Annotated in this window: 11 protein-coding genes; 8 read left to right on the top strand and 3 right to left on the bottom strand. The window is 43.6% G+C overall.

Going from position 1 to position 18834, the window contains the following annotated elements; translation table 11 throughout:
- Positions 1-8: 8 nt before the first annotated feature.
- The gene (locus tag D1164_RS07340) at positions 9-3647 is read right to left on the bottom strand and encodes an HYR domain-containing protein (RefSeq protein ID WP_119349303.1); all 3639 of its coding nucleotides are present in this window, start codon (positions 3645-3647) and stop codon (positions 9-11) included.
- Between the two features lie 473 nt (positions 3648-4120).
- Entirely contained in the window at positions 4121-7363 is a 3243-nt protein-coding gene (locus D1164_RS07335) for an HYR domain-containing protein (RefSeq protein ID WP_119349302.1), read from the bottom strand.
- A 251-nt stretch (positions 7364-7614) separates the two neighbouring features.
- Here D1164_RS07335 and rpsO point away from each other — a divergent pair, with 251 nt between their 5' ends.
- From rpsO to D1164_RS07295, 8 genes are all read left to right on the top strand, one after another.
- Entirely contained in the window at positions 7615-7884 is a 270-nt protein-coding gene (gene rpsO, locus D1164_RS07330; protein WP_119349301.1) for a 30S ribosomal protein S15, read from the top strand.
- 104 nt (positions 7885-7988) lie between these two features.
- Positions 7989-10274, top strand: a complete 2286-nt coding sequence (locus D1164_RS07325) for a polyribonucleotide nucleotidyltransferase (RefSeq protein ID WP_119349300.1) — start codon at positions 7989-7991, stop codon at positions 10272-10274.
- Between the two features lie 96 nt (positions 10275-10370).
- Positions 10371-10853, top strand: coding sequence for a hypothetical protein (locus D1164_RS07320; RefSeq protein WP_119349299.1), 483 nt, complete (start codon positions 10371-10373; stop codon positions 10851-10853).
- A gap of 16 nt (positions 10854-10869) precedes the next feature.
- Positions 10870-11502, top strand: a complete 633-nt coding sequence (locus tag D1164_RS07315; protein WP_119349298.1) for a deoxynucleoside kinase — start codon at positions 10870-10872, stop codon at positions 11500-11502.
- A 175-nt stretch (positions 11503-11677) separates the two neighbouring features.
- The gene (locus tag D1164_RS07310) at positions 11678-13348 is read left to right on the top strand and encodes a tetratricopeptide repeat protein (protein ID WP_241558266.1); all 1671 of its coding nucleotides are present in this window, start codon (positions 11678-11680) and stop codon (positions 13346-13348) included.
- Positions 13349-13491: 143 nt separating this feature from the next.
- Positions 13492-14862, top strand: coding sequence for a dipeptidase (locus tag D1164_RS07305; protein WP_119349296.1), 1371 nt, complete (start codon positions 13492-13494; stop codon positions 14860-14862).
- A 198-nt stretch (positions 14863-15060) separates the two neighbouring features.
- Positions 15061-16488, top strand: a complete 1428-nt coding sequence (locus tag D1164_RS07300; RefSeq protein ID WP_119349295.1) for a sulfatase — start codon at positions 15061-15063, stop codon at positions 16486-16488.
- A gap of 168 nt (positions 16489-16656) precedes the next feature.
- On the top strand, positions 16657-18024 hold the full coding sequence (locus D1164_RS07295) for a citrate synthase (protein WP_119349294.1): 1368 nt from the start codon (positions 16657-16659) through the stop codon (positions 18022-18024).
- Positions 18025-18056: 32 nt separating this feature from the next.
- On the opposite strand, the gene D1164_RS07290 is transcribed toward D1164_RS07295, so the two are convergent.
- Positions 18057-18797, bottom strand: a complete 741-nt coding sequence (locus tag D1164_RS07290) for a hypothetical protein (protein ID WP_119349293.1) — start codon at positions 18795-18797, stop codon at positions 18057-18059.
- Between the last annotated feature and the right edge of the window lie 37 nt (positions 18798-18834).

Raw genomic sequence — 18834 nt, 5'->3', positions numbered from 1 at the left:
TGTTTTTGCTATTTGTTCAGGACAAGCTTTTTAACAATATCCTTTCCCTGCAGATTGATTTTAACAAAGTACATTCCCGACACCTGCTCTTTCATGCTGAAAGAGATCCGCCGGTTGTCTGTATAGTTTCTTTGTAAAACCCGTTTCCCGTCCATGGTATAAACCGATATTTCAGCAGGGCCTGAAATGCTGTTCTGCACTTCAATGTTTACCCTGTCCCTGGTTGGATTAGGATAGAGAGTAACATTCAGGGCTGCTGCATCCACAGCAGGAGAGCTTACCGGATATCCGTCCACGCAGAGTTGGAATGTGTCTGCAGCAGCAGCTCCGTCGGGGTCGGTAGCTTTAACTATAATGGAAACACAACCAGTATCCGCAATAAGCGGGGTAAATACCAGCGAGTCATCCACCATTTCCGCCCAAGCCGGCAGCGGGTCCCCGTTTTCGAGCATGGCGCTGATTGTCAGTTCATCTCCGTCAACATCATCGAACACTTCACCCAACTCCGGTCTGACCGGTACTTTGAGTACATAGGAAGCATTGACAACCTGGTCGGCAATGGGGTTTACCAGTACCGGCGGGCTGTTAATTGCAGTTACCGTTACGGTAAAGGAAACGGTTGCCATGTTCCCTGCCGGATCGCTGGTAGCCCAGGTTTCAGTAGTTGTACCAAGGGGGAACAACCCGTCTGGTCCGAGTCCTTCGGTAAGTTGGGGTTCCAGCGTACAGTTGTCGGTTACCACAATGTCGGGATAGTTGATGGCTGTTTCGGTAACACCCGGCTCAACTTCCAGTTGAATGTCAGCTACCGGTTCAAATACCGGCGGGAAGGTATCTTTTACCGTAACAACAGCGGTACAGGTACCTGTATTTCCACTTGGGTCGGTCACGGTCACGGTCACATTGTTCGGGCCGGCATCGGCACACCCGAAAGTTTGTTTGTCCAGTTCCAATGAAACAATACCACAGGCATCGTAGCTGCCATCCTCCCCGGAAACAGCAACGTCTTCAGGAGTAATGGATGCTTCCCCGTTTTCGTCGAGGTATACTTCGATATCCTGACAAAGGGCCGCAGGAGGAAGGGTATCAAGCACTGTAACAGTAGTCCACTGCCTGTCGATATTTCCACTTTCATCTTCCACTGTCAGCCTTACATGCATTGTTTCACCAACGTTGTCACAAACAAATATTTTGGGATAGGCGGTCAGTTTTATATTTTCAAACGGAGTCGCATTGTCGGAGGTGCCTGCAGCCATTTCTTCGAGGTCTTCTTGATTAAGCACATACCTTCCGGTTTCGTCAAGAATCACTTCTATTGGATTGGCTACCGCAACGGGTGCAATGCTGTCGGCGATCATAACAATGGAGGTACAGAATGAGGAATTTCCTGCTTCGTCAGTAACCGTTAAAGTGACCTGCTGTTCTCCAATGTGGTTGTAATCAAAGTCGTACTGGTTGAGTTCCATTGATGCAATGCCGCAGTTGTCGGAGCTTCCTGCATCTATATCCTCCAGTGCTACTGATGTTTGTCCGTTTTCATCCAGATAAAAAATCAAATTTTGGTAGTTGGCAGCATTATCTGCAAGGTATTGCAGCATGTTAGTATGCAGGTTCTCGATTTCAGGATGAGGGCCCGAACCAAAACCGGGTTCCTGGAAAATGGGAAGGGTCATCCCTCCAAAAAGAACTGTGCCTTTGCCCCATTTGATTTCTGTCAGTACATCCTTTTGGCTTGAGGTGTTGACGATCAGCGAAGTATAGTTCTGTTCCGGGGGAGTAATAATGGCATGGGCAAAGGAATCTCCTGTCCACTGGGTGCCCACCGGAAGGTTGGGACCGTTAAAAATAGGATGGCCCGGATTGTTTGTTGTTGCCTCACCGGTGCTTTCCGGAAATGTCAGTTCAAAGCCTCCGAATCCGAAATTCATTCCATCGTCTACGTTAGGGGCAGAATTTAAAAATAAGGCACCTCCATCATTTACCCAGCTTTCCATCTGGGCTGTATTGGCATTGATGAAAGTTTCCATTGCTGCGGCTCCGTCATTACAGCCATCGATAAAAACGAAGCTGTATTCCTGGGAAAAGAGTATTCCGGGATCAACGGTTGAAAACCTCAAATCATCCCAGTTGCCTTCGCCAAATACCTTGTTCATTCCAATCACATTTCCGTTTTGCCATGGGTCAAAGTCAGAATTTCTTAGGTAAGCTGCTTTGCCCTCCTCTCCTTGTTCTTTGCATAATGCTACGGGTTCTTCAGTATCTTCTACCGTTACGGTAAAAATGCAGGTTGCTGTATTGCCTGCTGCATCGGATGCCGTTATGGTTACAGGAGTTGTGCCAATTGGGAAAAAACTACCCGATGGAATACTGGCTTCGGCCAGAACACCGGAACAATTATCAGATGCTACCGGGTCAGTATTACCTGAACCGCCATTAATAACCCGCAGGTGGTCGAAGATTATGGAATTTTCTCCTATGCAGGTATAATTGGAAAGTTTAATGCTAATTTTGTTAAAGTCTATGTTCTCTCCAATGGCTGAAAGATCCAGAATCATATCTCCTGTTGCAGAAGGAAGTTCTGTATAATTACCAGGATTTGTCAAAATATATGCGTTTAGAAAGAAACTTCCTACCATATCCTTTCCATAATAAACTTGTTGTCCAAGACTTTGATTATTCTCATCTAACAATTCTACAATAATATAAGGGAAATTATATGTAGTTAGATTTGAGGAAAATTCTAGATAGGCCTGAAGGTCAGTTGTTTCGGTGTTGCCGCTGGTGTTGTAGGTTTTTGTAAGAACTTTCGTTTCACACATCATAAGAGTATTTCCAACTACTCTGGTTCGAATTGCAGTAGTTTGGTCATAGGGAGAAACAATCTCGTCATAAGATAATGTTGGATTATACTGTTCATCTGTAATTTCCCAGTCAGAAAGACTGCCGGGAAGAACTTCATCCAGTAGAATTTCATCAGTCAGTGTACTAAAAGTAACAATCGCGCCACATTCGTCCAGATCGTTGGAAATTACAATGTTTTCGGGGCAATCCAATACCGGCGCTTCGGTGTCGTTAACGGTAACCGTAAAGCTGCAAGTTGTTTCAACCCCAAGAGAATCAGTTAACTCAAATGTGTTTGTCATTGTCCCTATCGGAAACTCACTGCCACCAGGTAATCCACCGGTTTGAACAATACTACCTTTTTCAGGTGCAGTAACCGAAAAGTTAACAATTGCTCCACAAATTCCCGGATCATTGTCAACCAAAATATCATCAGGGCAAGAATATCCCGGGACCGTATAGGTAATGTTAACGGGAATAGCTAGCCCTTGCCCGGATTCCACCACCACAACTCCTTCTTCATTTTTAATAACGTATTGACATTCCCCGATAAAGAAACCTCCAATAAAATCGGTAGTAATCGTGTCTCCCGGAACTACAGAAAAAGTATAGATTATTGGGCCATGGCCTGACGGGAGAGTTATATTATCCAGAATAACATTCCCATTTACTGCTACATCAATAATCCCTCCATTCCAGCCATCTCCGAAATAATCACTTAACTCAATGGAGTAAGTCAAATTTTGTCCGAAGAGGCTGGTTGCTGAAATTAGCATTGATAAAAAGAAAAGGTAAAATTTTTTCATAACAATTTGGTTTTAAATGGAATTGATAATTTGGTTATTGTATTTTTTATTGAAGTTGTCTTAAAAAAGTGTTAGGTACACTTTCCGGGTTATTCCTTTTCAATGAACTCTGGTCACTTAAGCCCCAATTTAAGCCGGAAATCGGTCAATCCTTGATGATTTGTTTCTGTTTAAAGGTTTTAGAGAATTAGAGCTAAAATTAGGAATTTTGGAAGGATGATAGATGTTCGATTTGTAAAATAATATATTCAAATCGTAAATTTTTTATCTTATGCCACCCAAAAAATGATGCCGGTATTCTTTCAGTATAGAATATTTATTTGGAGTTCAGCTTATCTACGATTAACTAGAAAGCAGTGAATAGATAGCAAAAGGTTAAGTGTAGTTTCAAAGTGTTTTTATTTAGAAAAAAAAAGGGCGACCTGTATTAACAGGCCACCCCTTCTATATTAAAAAATTTACTTGTTTTTTTTCTATTTGTTCAGGATAAGCTTTTTAACAATATCCTTTCCCTGCAGATTGATTTTAACAAAGTACATTCCCGAAACATGTTCTTTCATGCTGAAAGAGATCCGCCGGTTGTCTGTATAGTTTCTTTGTAAAATCCGTTTTCCGTCCATGGTGAAAACCGATATTTCAGCAGGGCCTGAAATGCTGTTCTGCACTTCAATGTTTACCCTGTCCCTGGTTGGATTAGGATAGAGGGTAACATTCAGGGCCGCTGCATCCACAGCAGGAGAGCTTACCGGGTATCCGTCCACGCAGAGTTGGAATGTGTCTGCAGCAGCTGCACCGTCAGGGTCAGTAGCTTTAACAATAATGGAAACACAACCGGTGTCTGCAATAAGCGGGGTAAATACCAGAGAGTCATTCACCATTTCCGCCCAAGCCGGCAGCGGGTCCCCGTTTTCGAGCATGGCGCTGATTGTCAGTTCATCCCCGTCAACATCATCGAACACTTCACCCAACTCCGGTCTGACCGGTACTTTGAGTACATAGGAAGCATTGACAGCCTGGTCTGCTATGGGATTTACCAGTACCGGCGGGCTGTTGATTACAGCTACTGTTACGGTAAAGGAAACGGTTGCCATGTTCCCGGCCGGATCGCTGGCAACCCAGGTTTCAGTGGTTGTTCCAAGGGGGAACAAACCGTCTGGCCCGAGTCCTTCAGAAAGTTGCGGTTCCAGCGTACAGTTGTCGGTCACCACAATGCCGGGATAGTTGATGGCTGTTTCGGTAACACCCGGCTCAACTTCCAGTTGAATGTCGGCTACCGGTTCAAATACCGGCGGGAAGGTATCTTTTACCGTAACAACAGCGGTACAGGTACCTGTATTTCCACTTGGATCGGTCACGGTAATGGTTACATTGTTCGGGCCGGCATCGGCACACCCGAAGGTTTGTTTGTCCAGTTCCAATGATACAATACCACAGGCATCATAGCTGCCATCCTCCCCGGAAACAGCAACGTCTTCAGGAGTAATGGATGCTTCCCCGTTTTCGTCGAGGTACACTTCGATATCCTGGCAAAGGGCCGCAGGAGGAAGGGTGTCGAGCACTGTAACAGTAGTCCATGCACGCGAAATATTTCCATCAGCATCTTCAACAGTAAGCCGGGTGTGAATAACTTCTCCAATATTGTCACACTCAAAAATTTTAGGATATGCAGAAAGGTCAAGTTCTTCGAAAGGCGTGAGGTTATCGGTGGTGCCCTCTGCCATTACTTCCAAATCTTCGTGATTCAGTACATACTTTCCTGTTTCATCTAAATAAACTTCCAGTGAATTGGCAACCACTTGGGGGGCAGTAACGTAATCTGCCTTAATGATAATGGTGGAAGTACAAGACGATGAGTTTCCGGCGTTATCGGTAACGGTAAGCGTAACCAGTTGTTCGCCCACATCATCAATTCCAAATTGTGAAGGACTTACCTCCATGGATGCAATATCGACATTGTCAGAACTTCCTCCATCAATATCAGCAGGAGTAATGGTAACAGATTTATTTTTATCCAATTGGAAATCAAGTTGTGTTCTTGAAAGGAAGTCAATCATATTTGCACGCAAATTTGTTGCTTCGGGTTGTGGGGAATGGAAGTTTGTAGTGGTCATTCCACCAAAAAATACCAGTCCTGAACCCCATTCAGCATAAGATAATATTTGCTTATTAGGATTGCCTACTTCCTGAATTAACACAACAACATTTAATTCTTCAGGAATACTTGCATGAGAATATGAAGAGCCTGAATAAGGTCCGGTAATAACAGGAGTAAAGGGCCCTGCAAAAATAGGATGCTCGGGAGCAGCTGCCTCTGCCGAGCCTGAAGAAGAGGGGTAATTTAGTTCTACTCCCCAGAATCCCCAATTCATTCCGTCGCCTTCATTGGGAGCAGCATTTAAAAAGAGATGTCCGCCATTGGCGACCCATGTTTCCAAAGCTGAAATATTCGCATCAACGAACGTTTCCATTTCATTGGCGTTATCATCTCCTCCTTCCATGAAAATAAAATCATAGGCATTTGATAGCAATGTGCCCGGATCAAGTGTTTCGTAATACAGCTGATCCCAGTTTCCACTTCCGAAAACCATATCCATGGCCTGTTCATTTGTATTTTGACCCCAGGGAGCACCACTTGTTGAGATGATATATGCCGCATTGCCTATTCCCGATTCCTTACAAACTGCCACTGGCGCTTCATTGTCTTCAACAGTAACGGTGAAACTACAAGTATCTTTTCCTTCCGGGCCAAAGTCGAATTCATACTCCTGTACAGTCTCTCCCACTGGGAAAATGTCTCCGCTGGTAAGGCCACTGTCATCAATCTGGGTAACAATGGCGCCTTCAGCTGCCGGGGCATCATAGGTTACAACAGCCCCACTGGTGCCGGGATCGTTATTGGTTACAATGTCTGGACATCTGGAGATTGAAGCGTCATACATGTATTGCAGTATGTTTGAGTACAGGTTTGAGACTTCGGGTTCAGGAGTCCAGTACTCATGGTCTCCAATGAAATCCAGGGTTAATCCGCCAAACATTATTTTGCCGGCTCCGAGATCTTTTTCTGCCAATATTGGATTTGTATGCAAGCCGGTCATAATCACATATAAGTCAGGTCCTGAAAGATAATCGTGACTCCAGGAACTTCCGTAATAAGGATTGGCCAATACAGGGGTTTTGGGCCCCACGAAAACAGGATGTGTATTGTCTGCAGGATAGCCCACGCCACTTGATCCGTCATTTAAAGATATTCCTGCCATCATTTCGAAGGTTCCGGAGCATTCATTTCTGGCAGCATTTAAAAATAAAGATCCTCCGTTTGTAACCCAATCCTCAAAATCCGTTCTGTAGGCATTTAAAAAGGTTATAAACTCGCATGTGCCACAATCAGATCCGTCCATAAAAATGAATCTTACCTCACTGGCCAGCAATGCCCCTACATCAACGGTCTCAAATTCCATGGCAGTCCAGTTTCCGGAACCAAATGTTGCGTCTAATGCCATAACATTGCCGTCAACAGACCAGTAATCACAGGTGTTTGTTTTTAGGTAAACCACTTCGCCGGCAACGGCAGACAATTGTACGGGCACATCAGTGTTGATCTCCTGGGATTTTAACCCGATCCCGGCGTTATCTTCAATCGTCCGGTGTGAAATCTGTCCATAGCAGAACACGGATGTACTCATTATTGTCAAAAACAACAAGTAAATTTTTCTCATAGTATATTAAAATTTAAGATTAATAATAGTTTTTCTAAAAATGGAGACAAGGTACAAACAATCGGTCTAAAATCAAATAATATATTTTATGAGAATAAGAAAATTTTGGAATAAATTTGGGACTTGCACAATCATTAATATATGGCTTGGAAATCAAAAACTTTTACCTATTTTTGCGCCCGGTAATTTTAAGCCGTTGTTATTGAAGGCGATGCTGCGGTTTAAATATGGTATAATTTAAAATTTTAAAAATGTATTTAACACCGGAAAAAAAACAGGAATTTTTTGCCCAGTATGGCAAGGATGAGAAAGATACTGGCAGCGCCGAAGGGCAGATTGCGTTATTTACCTTCAGGATTATTCACCTGACCGAACACCTGAAACAAAACAAAAAAGATTTTAGTACCCGCAGGGCGCTGATTAAATTGGTAGGAAAGCGTCGTCGTCTGCTCGATTATTTAAAGGAAAAGGATATTGGACGTTATCGCGCCATTATTGAAAAATTGAATTTACGTAAGTAAAAAAATATCAGAAAGGCAATAGTATATTGCCTTTCTTTTTTATATATTGCAAAGCCTCACCACCCATTGTAATTAAGATAATATTTGAATTTTTAAGAAAAATTATGGTAAATGCAACAACAAAAACAATCGAACTTGCCGATGGCAGGTCGATTACCATAGAAACCGGTAAGCTGGCTAAACAAGCCGATGGTTCAGTAGTGGTACGAATGGGTGAAACCATGGTGCTGGCCACCGTTGTGTCAGCACAGGAAGCAAAAGAGAATGTGGATTTTATGCCACTTTCGGTTGATTACCGCGAGAAATTTTCGGCAGCAGGTCGTTTCCCGGGTGGATTTTTGAAACGCGAAAGCAGGCCTTCTGATGAGGAAATTTTGGTAGCACGTTTGGTTGACCGCGCGTTACGTCCTCTTTTCCCCGAAGATTACCATGCTGAAACTGCAGTGATGATATCTTTGATTTCGGCTAACAAGGAAGATTTGCCTGATGCATTGGCCGGGCTGGCAGCTTCAGCAGCCATTGCTGTTTCCGATGTTCCGTTTGAAACACCTATTTCCGAAGTACGCGTGGGACGTATAAATGGTGAATTTGTGATTAACCCCACTCATGCACAGCTGGAACAGGCTGATATCGATATTATGGTGGGTGCCTCTTTCGACAATATCATGATGGTTGAGGGCGAAATGCAGGAGGTTTCAGAAGAAGAAATGCTGGAAGCTATTAAGTTTGCCCACGAGGAGATAAAAAAACACTGTAAGGCGCAGGAAGAACTGGCTGCCGAACTGGGTGTAGTAAAAAGGGAATACAGCCATGAAGTAAACGACGAAGAGCTGCGTGAAAAAGTGAAGACCGACCTGTATCAGAAATGTTATGATTTGGCTAAACAGCAAATCAACAACAAACAGGAACGTATGGGGGCATTTGATGCCATCCGCGATGAGTTTATCGAAGCATACAAAGAGGCCAACGCGGAAAATGGGGAAATAGACCTCGACGTTCAGGAAATGCTGATTAAAACATATTTCCACGATGTGGAAAAAGAGGCTATGCGTCGAATGATTCTTGATGATAAAATCAGGCTCGATGGGCGGAAAACAGATGAAATCAGGTCAATTTGGGGTGAGGTAGACTACCTGCCCGGCGCTCACGGTTCGGCCCTCTTTACCAGGGGCGAAACCCAGTCGCTGACTTCGATAACTCTGGGTACCAAAATGGATGAAAAGATTATCGATAATGTAACAGTGCAAGGGAAAGAAAAATTCCTGCTCCATTATAATTTCCCACCGTTTTGTGTAGGTGAGCCGCGTACGCCGAGAGGACTTAGCCGTCGTGAAATAGGACATGGTAACCTGGCGCACCGGGCGCTGAAAAAGATGATTCCGCAGGACTTCCCGTATATCGTTCGTGTGGTTTCTGACATCCTGGAATCAAACGGTTCTTCTTCCATGGCAACTGTGTGTGCCGGAACGATGGCCATGATGGACTCGGGTATGAAGATGAAAAAGCCGGTTTCAGGGATAGCGATGGGATTGATTACAGACAAAGAATCGGATAAATATGCCATCCTTTCTGACATCCTGGGAGACGAGGATCATCTTGGTGATATGGACTTTAAAGTGGCTGGTACTGAAAACGGGATCACGGCTACCCAAATGGACATCAAGGTAGACGGACTTTCATACGAAGTGCTTTCGCAGGCGTTGAGTCAGGCCAAAGAAGGAAGGCTCCACATTCTGGGTAAAATGCTTGAAGTAATTCCCGAACCACGGGCAGACTTTAAACCCAATGTGCCACGGATAGAAAAGATTGAGATTCCGAAGGATATGATTGGCGCCGTTATTGGCCCCGGAGGTAAAATCATTCAGGCAATACAGGAGGAAACCGAAACGGTCATCGTTATTGAAGAAAACGAAGATAAGGGTATTGTTGAAATTTCAGGAGCAGGTATTGAGGCAATAGAAGCTGCCAAAAAACGGATTAAAGCTATTATTGCCCTGCCCGAAGTGGGAGAAGTGTATAAAGGGAAAGTAAAATCTGTTGTTTCTTTTGGTGCATTTGTCGAAGTTATTCCTGGAAAAGACGGACTTCTTCATGTTTCTGAAATGGCCTGGGAACGGGTGGAATCTGCCGAAGATTTTATTAAGGAAGGGGAAGAAATTGAAGTGAAGCTTATCGGTATTGATGAAAAAACCGGTAAACTGAAGCTTTCGCGCAAAGTACTGCTTCCAAAACCTGAGGGGTATGTTGAGCGTCCGCCAAGAGGTGATCGTCCCCCGAGAAGAGACAACCGCCACGACAACCGCCACGACAACCGCCACGATAATCGCAGGGATAACCGACGCGACAACAGGGATCGCAGAGATTATCGTAATCCGCGACATGATAATTAGTCAATAAAATACTTAAAGAGATAAGGCCGTTCGGTATTTTACCGAACGGCTTTTCTTTTTTTATTGCTAAATTTGATTCAATATAATTTTGAGATTATGGAAAAGTGGGCAACTGAATTGATTTCTCAGCTCGATGAGAAACTGCAAGGTACCAGGAAGCGTGATCTGCAGTTTTTCAGGGTAGAAGAGTTTAAACGAAATGTTGAGCGGGTAGGGGCTTTTTCCAAAGATTGCCCTGTTTGTGAAAAAGAAAAACTGAACATTGCCGAAATTTCCCGGAAAATGGATGAAGCGATTCAGATTCCCGGAAAGTCACGCCGCGAATACGACCGGCTCATTAACCGCCTGTCTTCTCACATGCAAAAATTCCACGGTTATTTTCCACCTTTTTATTTTACGTACCTGTTTTCCTTTTTTGGAATGATTGCCGGATTGTTACTGGGCTACTTGCTGATGAAACTATTCCCTGAAGAGGACTGGGTTATGCTGTCGGCAGGTTTCTCCATAGGGTTGATTACCGGTTACTTTTGGGGAAGTAAAAAAGACAGGAAAGTGAGAATGGACAAAAAACTAATGTAAGGTTATTGGACAAAGCATGCGGTTTTTAGTGATTGAAGGAAATATAGGAGTAGGTAAAACTACCCTGGCGAAAATGCTTGCGCAAGACTTAAATGCCAAATTTATTACAGAACAGTTTGATGACAATCCTTTTCTGCCAAAGTTTTACAAAGATAAGGACCGGTATGCCTTTCCTCTTGAACTTTCATTTCTGGCCAACCGGTACACTCAGGTGAAGCAGGAGATAATGAGTCCGGATCTTTCCCGGCCCCAGTTTGTAGCCGATTATCATTTTTCCAAAACAGCTGTTTTTGCCCGACATACGTTGAACTCTGATGAATATCAGTTGTTCCGGCAGATTTATGATATCGTTTCCGATGGCATACCAAACCCTGATTTATATGTGTTTCTGCATGCCGAAACACCCAGGTTGCTCGAAAATATAAAAATGCGGGGAAGAGATTATGAACAGGGAATTACAGCCGGTTATCTCCGCAAGGTACAGGAAGGATATATTAGTCATTTAAAACAGGTTGATACATTCCCGGTGCTTATGGTGGATATAAGCCAGATTGATTTTGTGAAAAATTTGGAGCACTACCAGCTTCTGAAAAACATTATAAGTAAAAGTGATTACAAATTAGGAATAAATCGGGTGATTTTGTCATAAAATTCCCGGCTAACTCTTTCTGAAATGAAAAAGCTTGCTATTTTTGTGTGCGGAGGGAAATAATGTTTAAATCAATTAAATAATACGGTATGTTATGAAAAATTTCAAATTTAAATCTTTACTCTTCTTGGCGTTAGCTGCTGTACTTTTTTCGGGTTGTGCGGGGCTGAAAAAGATGAAAAAGAATGCTGATCAGATTCAATTTAAAGTGACACCCGAGGTACTTGAAGCCCATGCAGGGGAAGTTGATGTAGTTATCGATGGCAGGTTCCCGGTAAAATATTTCAACAAGAAGGCCACTTTAACGGCCACTCCTGTGTTGAAATACGAAGGAGGCGAAAAGGCTTTGGGGCCGGTTACGCTTCAGGGAGAAAAGGTTCAGGGTAACAACAGGGTGATTAGCTACAATGCCGGAGGAACTTTTAGTTATAAAGATGCTGCAGAATTTGTAGAAGCCATGAGGAGATCACAACTTATCGTAAACATGACTGCCTCAAAAGGGGCTAAAACACTTGATTTTGATCCCATTAAAATAGCTGATGGCGTAGTTGCTACCAGCACAATGGTTGCGAATGCACCGAAAGCCATTTTAGGCGTTCGTCGCGAAGCAAACAACACAGGTAAATACGATCCGAATATCGATCCGTTTCAAAGAATTGTTCCGGATGAAATGCTTGCAGATATTCATTATCTGATTAACCGTGCCAACTTGCGGAATGAAGAAATTACCGCCGAAGATATTAAGGCTTATTTGGAGTACACCCAAAAAGCCAATGAGGAAGAACGTATTGATTTGAAAAATGTAGAGGTTTCTGCGTATGCTTCACCAGACGGAACCATCGATTTCAATACTGAACTGGCTGGCAAACGTAAAAATACATCTTCCGAATTTCTTTCGAAAAAATTGAAAGAAGTAGGTGTAAATATCGACCTGCAAACCAAATATACCCCGGAAGACTGGGATGGTTTCAAAGAAAAACTGGAAGCTTCTAATATTCAGGATAAAGAGTTGATTTTGAGAGTTCTTTCTATGTACAGCGATCCTGAAGTACGTGAGCGTGAAATCAGGAACTTGTCTGAAACTTTCACCGAACTGGCAGAAACCGTTCTTCCTGAATTGCGTCGTGCCAAGCTGCTCACCAGTGTTGAACTCATTGGTAAGACTGATGAAGAGCTGAAGGCGCTGGCCAAATCAGATCCTGCTTCGTTGAATCCTGCCGAGTTGCTTTATGCGGCTACCTTGTTCGACAGCCTGGATGAACAACTCGCCATTTATAATTCATTCATCAAAGTTTATCCGAATGACTGGCGTGGACCAAACAATGCAGGTTATATTCTGGTTAAACAAATGAATTATGACGATGCAAAACCACTGTTTGAAAAAGCTGAAAGGTTGAAAAACGATGAGCCTATCATTAAAAATAATCTTGGTGCAATCGCTCTTTATGAAGGAAGCGTGGATGCGGCAGAAACATTATTTGGAGCTGCTTCAGGCGCTGGCGACGAGGTAGATTACAACCAGGGTATGGTTAATATCAAAAAAGCAAATTACGATCAGGCTGTAAGATACATGAGTGATTTCAAAGATGAAAACAGCGCTCTGGCAAAAATATTGAGTGGCGACAACAACGGCGCTCTCAGAGATTTGGAAGCTGATGAAAGTGAATCGGCTCTGAATGAATACCTGAAAGCTGTTATCGGCGCACGCACAGCAAGAGAAAACCTGCTGCTCGAAAGTCTCCAGTCAGCATGTAGCATGGATCCTGCTATGAAAGGGAAAGCAAAAACCGATGTGGAATTTGCAAAGTATTTCAACAATGCTAAATTTCAGCAAATTGTGAACTAGCGTTTAAAGATATATGAATGACTGAAAGGGCAGCCGCTAACAGGTTGCCCTTTTTTTATGACATTTTGCTTTTCTTATTCAAAGAGAAAACTGTATTTTTTCCGAATTATATTTTTTACTGAAATTTTCAAAAAAAATAAATTATGGAAACCATCAATAATTACATTGAAGCAAACAAAGACCGGTTTTTGGATGAATTGTTCGGACTGATGCGTATTCAATCAATCAGTTCCATTAAAGAACATAAACCTGATATGTATAAAGCTGCCAAATATTGGAAAGAGCTTTTGCTGGAGTCAGGAGTGGATAAAGCTGAAGTTTTTGAGACCGAAGGGAACCCGGTTACTTATGCTGAAAAAATTATTAACCCGGACTTACCAACTGTTTTGGTTTATTCCCACATGGATGTAATGCCAGTTGATCCCATTGAAAAGTGGGATACCGACCCGTTTGAACCGCAGGTTCGTGAAGGAAAAATCTGGGGTCGCGGTGCCGACGATGATAAAGGGCAGGGCATGATGCATGCCAAAGCATTTGAAATGATGGTAAAAACCGGTACGCTTCCCTGCAATGTGAAGTTTATGATTGAAGGAGAGGAAGAGATTGGGTCGCCCAACCTTGGCAAGTGGTGCGAAAACCACAAGGAGATGTTGCAGGCCGATGTGATTCTGGTTTCCGACACAGCTATGATTTCTGCCGACACGCCGTCTATTACCACCGGTTTGCGTGGACTGGCCTACTGGCAGGTGGAGGTTACCGGTCCCAACCGCGATTTGCATTCCGGTTTGTTTGGGGGTGCAGTGGCCAATCCGATAAATGTACTTTGTTCCATGATCGATCAAATGGTGGATGAAAAAGGAAAAGTAACCATCCCCGGGTTTTACGACGATGTGTTGACGGTGTCTTCTGAAGAACGTGAACTGTTGGGGCGGGCGCCATTTAGCAAGGAAGCTTATAAGAAGGCGATTGATGTGGATGAGTTGGCCGGTGAGGAAGGATTTACAACCACCGAACGTACCGGCATCCGTCCTTCGTTTGATGTGTGCGGAATATGGGGAGGCTATACCGGCGAAGGTGCCAAAACCGTTTTGCCGTCGAAAGCTTTTGCCAAAATATCCACCCGGCTGGTTCCCAATCAGGACTACCAAATAATTTCTGAATTGTTCAAAAATTATTTTGAGAATATCGCGCCTGCATCTGTTAAAGTGGAGGTAACTCCGTTGCATGGCGGCCAGGGATATGTGTGTCCTATCGACATTCCTGCCTACCAGGCAGCAGAAAAAGCATACTCCGATGTGTATGGTAAACGTCCGGTTCCAGTGCGTTCGGGAGGCAGTATCCCTATTATTTCAACGTTCGAAGAGGTGTTGGGAATAAAAACGGTTTTGATGGGATTTGGCCTCGAGTCGGATGCCATTCACTCACCCAACGAGAATTATCCGCTGGAGCAGTTTTTCAACGGAATAAAAACGATTCCGCTGTTTTACAAGTATTTTGCGGAGATGAGTAAATAATGTACTAATTGTCATTTGAGTTGAACTTTTAAATTCGTTTCGCTCTTTCAGTTGATTAAATGTCAGTACTAGGCCAACGTTTTTAGAGTTCAATCGTACATCAAATGAATATAACATGAAGCAATTATTCAGCGGGCAACTCTGGGTCGCTCGCTGAATAATACGAATTAAATCTGACGAAACAGTCAAATATTATAGATGTCCGGAACTAAACTGTTGGTTTTCATCTTTATCCCAATCCTTTGGTTTTCCTGCTCCCGGGAAAAGCAGCCGCCCAACTTTGTTTTTATTCTGGTGGATGATTTGGGCTGGGCCGATGTAAAATGTAACTACCCGGAAAGTTTTTATGACACACCGAACATCGACCGGCTTGCTGAAAACGGGGTAAGGTTTACCCAGGCTTACGCAGCAAATCCGGTATGCAGTCCTACCCGTGCGGCGCTAATGACAGGAAAACATCCGAACCGGGTGAATATTACCGACTGGATTCCCGGGCTCGATCCTAAAAACCGTCTTTTGTTGGGCCCGCAGGATAAGAATGAACTGGCTTTGGAGGAGGTTACCCTGGCTGAAAAGCTCAAAGAAGCCGGGTATAAAACCTGCTTCATTGGGAAATGGCATTTAGGCGATGAAGGTTTCTTTCCGGAAGATCAGGGGTTTGATATCAATATTGGCGGTCACCACCGGGGCAGCCCACCTGGAGGATACTACTCACCCTACAAAAATCCGAAGCTGGAAGACGGGCCCGAAGGTGAATACCTAACCGACCGGCTGACGAATGAAAGTATCCGGTTTATCCGGGAAAGCAACGGCCATCCGTTTTTGCTGTACCTTGCATTTTATACCGTGCACACTCCGATTCAGGCATCAAAAAAACACATCGGCAAATACCGGCTAAAAAGGGAAAATTTGGCGCTTGATTCGGTTCTGCATAAAAAAGAAGGCGATGGTTGGACGAAGCTGGTGCAGGAGAATGCCGATTTTGCTTCCATGGTGGCAGCGATGGATGAAAACGTGGGGAGAGTTATGGAAGCCCTCAGAAATCAGGAGCTGGATAAAAATACATGGGTCATTTTTACCAGCGACAATGGCGGACTTTCCACGCTTACAAGGGAAAATGCCCCAACCAGCAATGGTCCGTTGCGCGCCGGGAAAGGCTGGTGTTACGAGGGAGGAATCCGGGTGCCGTTGATTATTGCCGGGCCGGATATTGAGGAAAACGGCAAGGTTGCAGAGCAACCCGTTATCAGCATGGATTTTTATACAACGATTTTAGATCTTGCAGGTATTGAACATGAAAAATATGATGGAGAAAGTCTACTGCCAGTTCTGACCCAAAATGGAAATATCGGGCGCGATGTACTTTTCTGGCATTTTCCACATTACCACGGCAGCGCCTGGAAACCGGGTTCCGCATTACGAGAAGGAGACTGGAAGCTGGTAGTTTATTACGAGGACAGCCGTATGGAATTATTTAACCTGGCTGCTGATCCGGGAGAAACAACAGATTTGTCAGCAAAACTTCCCCAAAAAACAAGGGAACTCAAAAAGGTACTTGATAACAAGCTTTTGGAATCAGGGGCTCAATTTCCCGTTTCAAATCCAGCTTATCAGGTTGAACAGTGATTTGACCCTGCTTTACGAGTGATTTAATCATTTACTTCCAACTGGCACTGTCATGATTTTTATCATGAATATTAAATCTTCATTCCAATGCATCTGATTTTTATTGCTTCCAGTCCGTTCAATTTGTTCCTGAAGTAAATTTGGATCGAATAACTATCAGAGATTATTATGAGCAAGTCAGAGATTTCTTCCGTTGTAAAATATTTATCCGGGTCAGTGGAAAACGTTTCAAAAATAGAACCTTCTCTTTTTGAAAAATTTAATGTGAAACGTGGGCTTCGCAATGCGGACCATTCGGGAGTTTTAGTAGGCCTTACCAATATTGGTGATGTGGTCGGGTACCAGCGCGAGGGAGACATTCTGGTTCCTACTGGCGGAAAATTGATCTACCGCGGGATAGATGTGGAGGAATTGGTACATGGTGCCGCAGAGCAGAAGCGTCATGGGTTTGACGAAGTGGTTTACCTGTTACTTTCCGGGAAATTACCTACGGCAACAGAGCTCAGTGAGTTCGTGAAGTACATGGGGGAATTGCGCAAACTTCCCGATGATTTTACCAACAGTATGATTTTGGCCAACAAAGGGCAAAACATTATGAATGTTTTGGCAAGAACTGTTCTTGCCTTATATACTCTTGATGATAATGCAGAAGACATTTCAACCGAGAATCTGATTGACCAGTCGTTGAATTTGATTGCCAAATTCCCGACCATCATTGCATATTCCTATCATTCCATGCGTCATTATTATCAGAAAAGAACGCTGTCAATCCGGCATCCCGATCCGGAGTTGAGCACTGCTGAGAACTTTCTGATGATGATGAAAGGGGCAGGTAAATATTCCCGGCTGGAAGCTGATATTCTTGACCTTGCACTGATTCTTCATGCAGAACATGGCGGAGGTAACAACTCAACATTTACGATCAGGGTAACCAGTTCAACTTTGACTGATACCTATTCGGCGGTGGCTTCGGCACTTGGCTCGCTAAAGGGGCCTTTGCACGGCGGCGCAAACCACGAAGTCCTTTGTATGATGGACAATATTAAGAAGAATGTAAAACAATGGGATAACAAGGGTGAAGTTTCCGATTACCTGAAAAAAATACTAAACCGGCAGGCCAACGATTTTTCCGGAAAGATATACGGGATTGGCCATGCGGTTTACACCATCTCCGATCCCCGGGCAAAGTTGCTGAAAAACCAAGCCCGCGAACTGGCCAGGGAAAAAGGCCGTCTCGAAGAATATGAACTCTACGAGATGATTGAAAACCTGGCCCCTCAGATATTCTATGAATATAAAGGAGACAAAGTGGCCAAACGGGTATGTGCCAATGTCGATTTCTATTCGGGTTTCGTATATAATTGTATCGGCATTAAGGAACCTTTGTACACCCCGTTATTTGCCATGTCACGAATTGCAGGATGGTGTGCACACCGCCTGGAAGAGCTTACGTTTGGCTCCGGGAGGATTATCCGTCCTGCCTATAAAAATGTATTTCCTCAACAAAATTATATTACACTGGATGAAAGAGTGTAATGGTTGAAAAGGGCCGGAAGAAAGCTTTTGGGTTACATGGTTGCGCCAGCTTCTACCTTGTTTGTAAGTGAAGCGTCTTCCATTATTACATCGTAAAAGTAACCGGCCCCAAAGTCTTTTTCAAGCGTGATTACACCCTTAAAAGTTACTTCGTCGTTTACCTGGGCCAAATCCTGCGAGGTAATGGTTAAGTCGAATTTGCCATCGCTGCTGGTTCCGTCCTGAATATGGATCCAGTTTCGGCCCATTATTTCCTTGTTTACCTTCACCACCACCCCTCTGATTTCAATTCCTTTGCCACTGTATTTATCGCGGTTGGCAAATACCTCTGCAATGGTCATTTCACTGTTGCTTTTTTCTAGCTTGATGGTGCTCTTCTGTTTTGTCTCAATTTTACCGGAGTGTTTCGGCTCAGCCGGTCCGCCCATGTTTTCCAGCTTGTCCATCATCGAAGGCTTTTTGCTGATTTGGCTTATGAAATAGACTTCTTCAAATGTTCTGTCTAAATCCTTACTATGAAAATTGGTCATTTGTAATGCTCCTTCATAATAATACACATCACCAACCCGGATGTCCTGTTTGGTAACAGCCATCCATTTTTCATCTGAATTTTCCTTTACTTTCAGATAGGTGTAACTACTTGCCTGAATCACTTCCGCGACCTCAAAAACTTTTTCATTTGTAGTTTCTGTTCCCTGAACTGATTGCCCGTTTTTATTTCTTACGCACGAGGCCACCCCTAACGCTAAAATCAATATTAAGAAGATTCTCATTTTTTTAATTAATTATATCATTCAAAATGTAATATAC

Source organism: Mariniphaga sediminis, assembly GCF_003573545.1.
GTDB classification, from domain to species: domain Bacteria; phylum Bacteroidota; class Bacteroidia; order Bacteroidales; family Prolixibacteraceae; genus Mariniphaga; species Mariniphaga sediminis.
This window is presented reverse-complemented; position numbering and strand designations above follow the sequence as displayed.